Raw genomic sequence first — 5,568 nt, forward strand, 5'->3', positions numbered from 1 at the left:
TGATGAAAGCCCGCCTTTTATGGACAATAAAAAGCCACCTACGGGTGGCTTTTTAGTAGGCCGGATATTTCCGAAAGTCAGCCTGGCAGCTTTTTCCCGCGCACAAAGAAGAAACCCCAGCTTCTTTCGAAGCTGGGGTTTCGTATAGGTGCTTGACGATGACCTACTCTCACATGGGGAAGCCCCACACTACCATCGGCGATGCGTCGTTTCACTTCTGAGTTCGGGAAGGGATCAGGTGGTTCCAACGCTCTATGGTCGTCAAGCAATTTTGTTGCTGTATCGTTTTGAGGCGCTACAGCGAATTGGGTATGTGATGTCTTGGTATTGCGTGTTCAGGCAAATTTTCGGTTTGTCGACTTCAACCGTCTAACAGCCAAATTGTTTGGGTGTTATATGGTCAAGCCTCACGGGCAATTAGTACTGGTTAGCTCAACGCCTCACAACGCTTACACACCCAGCCTATCAACGTCGTAGTCTTCGACGGCCCTTTAGGGAGCTCAAGGCTCCAGTGAGATCTCATCTTGAGGCAAGTTTCCCGCTTAGATGCTTTCAGCGGTTATCTCTTCCGAACGTAGCTACCCGGCAATGCCACTGGCGTGACAACCGGAACACCAGAGGTTCGTCCAACCCGGTCCTCTCGTACTAAGGTCAGCCCCTCTCAAATCTCAAACGTCCACGGCAGATAGGGACCGAACTGTCTCACGACGTTCTAAACCCAGCTCGCGTACCACTTTAAATGGCGAACAGCCATACCCTTGGGACCGGCTTCAGCCCCAGGATGTGATGAGCCGACATCGAGGTGCCAAACACCGCCGTCGATATGAACTCTTGGGCGGTATCAGCCTGTTATCCCCGGAGTACCTTTTATCCGTTGAGCGATGGCCCTTCCATACAGAACCACCGGATCACTAAGACCTACTTTCGTACCTGCTCGACGTGTCTGTCTCGCAGTCAAGCGCGCTTTTGCCTTTATACTCTACGACCGATTTCCGACCGGTCTGAGCGCACCTTCGTACTCCTCCGTTACTCTTTGGGAGGAGACCGCCCCAGTCAAACTGCCCACCATACACTGTCCTCGATCCGGATAACGGACCAGAGTTAGAACCTCAAGCATGCCAGGGTGGTATTTCAAGGATGGCTCCACGCGAACTGGCGTCCACGCTTCAAAGCCTCCCACCTATCCTACACAAGCAGGCTCAAAGTCCAGTGCAAAGCTACAGTAAAGGTTCACGGGGTCTTTCCGTCTAGCCGCGGATACACTGCATCTTCACAGCGATTTCAATTTCACTGAGTCTCGGGTGGAGACAGCGCCGCCATCGTTACGCCATTCGTGCAGGTCGGAACTTACCCGACAAGGAATTTCGCTACCTTAGGACCGTTATAGTTACGGCCGCCGTTTACCGGGGCTTCGATCAAGAGCTTCGCTTGCGCTAACCCCATCAATTAACCTTCCGGCACCGGGCAGGCGTCACACCCTATACGTCCACTTTCGTGTTTGCAGAGTGCTGTGTTTTTAATAAACAGTCGCAGCGGCCTGGTATCTTCGACTGGCATGGGCTTACGTAGTAAATACTTCACCCTCACCAGCGCACCTTCTCCCGAAGTTACGGTGCCATTTTGCCTAGTTCCTTCACCCGAGTTCTCTCAAGCGCCTTGGTATTCTCTACCCAACCACCTGTGTCGGTTTGGGGTACGGTTCCTAGTTACCTGAAGCTTAGAGGCTTTTCCTGGAAGCATGGCATCAACCACTTCGCATTCTAAAAGAACGCTCGTCATCAGTTCTCGGCCTTGATTTCCCGGATTTGCCTAAGAAATCAGCCTACCACCTTAAACACGGACAACCAACGCCGTGCTGGCCTAGCCTTCTCCGTCCCCCCATCGCAGTAACTAGAAGTACGGGAATATTAACCCGTTTCCCATCGACTACGCTTTTCAGCCTCGCCTTAGGGACCGACTAACCCTGCGTCGATTAACGTTGCGCAGGAACCCTTGGTCTTTCGGCGTGGGAGTTTTTCACTCCCATTGTCGTTACTCATGTCAGCATTCGCACTTCTGATACCTCCAGCAAGCTTCTCAACTCACCTTCACAGGCTTACAGAACGCTCCTCTACCGCGTCACTTACGTGACACCCGTAGCTTCGGTGTATGGTTTGAGCCCCGTTACATCTTCCGCGCAGGCCGACTCGACTAGTGAGCTATTACGCTTTCTTTAAAGGATGGCTGCTTCTAAGCCAACCTCCTAGCTGTCTAAGCCTTCCCACATCGTTTCCCACTTAACCATAACTTTGGGACCTTAGCTGACGGTCTGGGTTGTTTCCCTTTTCACGACGGACGTTAGCACCCGCCGTGTGTCTCCCATGCTCGGCACTTGCTGGTATTCGGAGTTTGCATCGGTTTGGTAAGTCGGGATGACCCCCTAGCCGAAACAGTGCTCTACCCCCAGCAGTGATACATGAGGCGCTACCTAAATAGCTTTCGAGGAGAACCAGCTATCTCCGAGCTTGATTAGCCTTTCACTCCGATCCACAGGTCATCCGCTAACTTTTCAACGGTAGTCGGTTCGGTCCTCCAGTCAGTGTTACCTAACCTTCAACCTGCCCATGGATAGATCGCCCGGTTTCGGGTCTATACCCAGCGACTAAACGCCCTATTAAGACTCGCTTTCGCTACGCCTCCCCTATTCGGTTAAGCTTGCCACTGAATATAAGTCGCTGACCCATTATACAAAAGGTACGCAGTCACCTAACAAAGTAGGCTCCCACTGCTTGTACGCATACGGTTTCAGGTTCTATTTCACTCCCCTCTCCGGGGTTCTTTTCGCCTTTCCCTCACGGTACTGGTTCACTATCGGTCAGTCAGTAGTATTTAGCCTTGGAGGATGGTCCCCCCATATTCAGACAAGGTTTCTCGTGCCCCGTCCTACTCGATTTCACTTCTAAGACCCTTTCATATACGGGGCTATCACCCACTATGGCCGCACTTTCCAGAGCGTTCTATTAAAGTCAAAGAAGCTTAAGGGCTAGTCCCCGTTCGCTCGCCACTACTAAGGGAATCTCGGTTGATTTCTTTTCCTCAGGGTACTTAGATGTTTCAGTTCCCCTGGTTCGCCTCACACACCTATGGATTCAGTGTGTGATACCTGACTTATGTCAGGTGGGTTCCCCCATTCAGAGATCTCCGGATCAAAGTCTGTTTGCCGACTCCCCGAAGCTTTTCGCAGGCTACCACGTCTTTCATCGCCTCTGACTGCCAAGGCATCCACCGTATGCGCTTCTTCACTTGACCATATAACCCCAAGCAATCTGGTTACTGTCTATAACGTGAAGACGACATTCGCCGAAAATTTGCATAGAGAACACGCAAATTTTACCTTGACTCGACATGCTGCCAGTGAAAGCAACACATCGGTCTACTTCTATCACATACCCAAATTTTTAAAGAACAGTTCTGGCGCAAAGTCCAGAACTCAACACCCAAGTCATTAAGACCAGATGCTCAGTTCTGAGCTTTCAGCGATTAGAGTAAATGGTGGAGCCAAGGAGGATCGAACTCCTGACCTCCTGCGTGCAAAGCAGGCGCTCTCCCAGCTGAGCTATGGCCCCTTCGATTGGTGGGTCTGGGCAGATTCGAACTGCCGACCTCACCCTTATCAGGGGTGCGCTCTAACCAACTGAGCTACAGACCCAATCGTACTCTCGGGTCTAAACCCAATCGCTTTTCGCAAGTGAATCAAGCAATTCGTGTGGGAGCTTATGAAGAAGCTGTGTCTTCGATTAAGGAGGTGATCCAGCCGCAGGTTCCCCTACGGCTACCTTGTTACGACTTCACCCCAGTCATGAATCACTCCGTGGTAACCGTCCCCCCGAAGGTTAGACTAGCTACTTCTGGAGCAACCCACTCCCATGGTGTGACGGGCGGTGTGTACAAGGCCCGGGAACGTATTCACCGTGACATTCTGATTCACGATTACTAGCGATTCCGACTTCACGCAGTCGAGTTGCAGACTGCGATCCGGACTACGATCGGTTTTATGGGATTAGCTCCACCTCGCGGCTTGGCAACCCTTTGTACCGACCATTGTAGCACGTGTGTAGCCCTGGCCGTAAGGGCCATGATGACTTGACGTCATCCCCACCTTCCTCCGGTTTGTCACCGGCAGTCTCCTTAGAGTGCCCACCATAACGTGCTGGTAACTAAGGACAAGGGTTGCGCTCGTTACGGGACTTAACCCAACATCTCACGACACGAGCTGACGACAGCCATGCAGCACCTGTGTCTGAGTTCCCGAAGGCACCAATCCATCTCTGGAAAGTTCTCAGCATGTCAAGGCCAGGTAAGGTTCTTCGCGTTGCTTCGAATTAAACCACATGCTCCACCGCTTGTGCGGGCCCCCGTCAATTCATTTGAGTTTTAACCTTGCGGCCGTACTCCCCAGGCGGTCAACTTAATGCGTTAGCTGCGCCACTAAGTACTCAAGGTACCCAACGGCTAGTTGACATCGTTTACGGCGTGGACTACCAGGGTATCTAATCCTGTTTGCTCCCCACGCTTTCGCACCTCAGTGTCAGTATCAGTCCAGGTAGTCGCCTTCGCCACTGGTGTTCCTTCCTATATCTACGCATTTCACCGCTACACAGGAAATTCCACTACCCTCTACCGTACTCTAGTCATGCAGTTTTGGAGGCAGTTCCCAGGTTGAGCCCGGGGATTTCACCTCCAACTTACAAAACCACCTACGCGCGCTTTACGCCCAGTAATTCCGATTAACGCTTGCACCCTTCGTATTACCGCGGCTGCTGGCACGAAGTTAGCCGGTGCTTATTCTGTTGGTAACGTCAAAACAGCAAGGTATTAACTTACTGCCCTTCCTCCCAACTTAAAGTGCTTTACAATCCGAAGACCTTCTTCACACACGCGGCATGGCTGGATCAGGCTTTCGCCCATTGTCCAATATTCCCCACTGCTGCCTCCCGTAGGAGTCTGGACCGTGTCTCAGTTCCAGTGTGACTGATCATCCTCTCAGACCAGTTACGGATCGTCGCCTTGGTGAGCCATTACCTCACCAACTAGCTAATCCGACCTAGGCTCATCTGATAGCGCAAGGCCCTAAGGTCCCCTGCTTTCTCCCGTAGGACGTATGCGGTATTAGCGTTCCTTTCGGAACGTTATCCCCCACTACCAGGCAGATTCCTAGGCATTACTCACCCGTCCGCCGCTGAATCAAGGAGCAAGCTCCTCTCATCCGCTCGACTTGCATGTGTTAGGCCTGCCGCCAGCGTTCAATCTGAGCCATGATCAAACTCTTCAGTTCAATACTGATTGGGTTTTGAGAAAACCCTAAACTTGGCTCAGCAATCGCAAAAAACTCTCGAATTCACGAGTGTTACTTGTGATGCTGATAATCTTGCGACATCAGTCTTACTCCACAAGCACCCACACGAATTGCTTGATTCAATTTGTTAAAGAGCGTTTCGATCAAGTCTTTCGCCTCAACCGAGGCCGCGCATTCTACAGCAGCCTTTCAATCTGTCAAGCTGTTTTTGAAGAATTTTTCGTTTCTTCTCA

General features: G+C 51.6%; 2 tRNA genes and 3 rRNA genes. All 5 read right to left on the reverse strand.

Annotated elements, in window-relative coordinates:
* Window positions 1-150: 150 nt before the first annotated feature.
* Window positions 151-266: ribosomal RNA gene (gene rrf, locus CFY91_RS15230) — 5S ribosomal RNA — on the reverse strand.
* 130 nt (window positions 267-396) lie between these two features.
* Window positions 397-3,288, reverse strand: a 23S ribosomal RNA gene (locus CFY91_RS15235).
* Window positions 3,289-3,529: 241 nt separating this feature from the next.
* Window positions 3,530-3,605 (reverse strand) — tRNA-Ala (locus CFY91_RS15240).
* A 6-nt stretch (window positions 3,606-3,611) separates the two neighbouring features.
* A tRNA-Ile gene (locus CFY91_RS15245) sits at window positions 3,612-3,688 on the reverse strand.
* Window positions 3,689-3,777: 89 nt separating this feature from the next.
* Window positions 3,778-5,314, reverse strand: a 16S ribosomal RNA gene (locus CFY91_RS15250).
* The 16S, 23S and 5S rRNA genes sit together here with 2 tRNA genes alongside, the layout of an rRNA operon.
* Window positions 5,315-5,568 lie beyond the last annotated feature (254 nt).

The organism is Pseudomonas fluvialis (assembly GCF_002234375.1).
Taxonomy (GTDB): domain Bacteria; phylum Pseudomonadota; class Gammaproteobacteria; order Pseudomonadales; family Pseudomonadaceae; genus Aquipseudomonas; species Aquipseudomonas fluvialis.